The following is a 217-nucleotide window of genomic DNA, read 5'->3' as shown; positions in this document are numbered from 1 at the left end:
CATTTTCCGTCCCTGAGTTGCAGTGCTTTTTTCATGGGTTTGGTGAGGCGGTAGTTGGTGCGGCCGATTTCCAGTGGGGCCCCGTCGCGGGGGTCGACGAGGACGCGGTAGAAGGAGTTGGCACCGTTGGCGAGGAGTTTGCGGGCCATGGAGGCGGGGATCGGACCGTAGCCGTCCAGGTTTGCCGGTTCGTCCGTGATGTCGAATAGGGCGAGTA

The 217-nt window shown here is 61.8% G+C and carries 1 pseudogene; it reads right to left on the bottom strand.

Going from position 1 to position 217, the window contains the following annotated elements:
- Positions 1 to 217: pseudogene (locus AC3A4Z_RS22665) on the bottom strand (HNH endonuclease signature motif containing protein); the annotation flags it as partial.

Source organism: Arthrobacter sp. Soil_C_49 (assembly GCF_057656635.1).
This window is presented reverse-complemented; position numbering and strand designations above follow the sequence as displayed.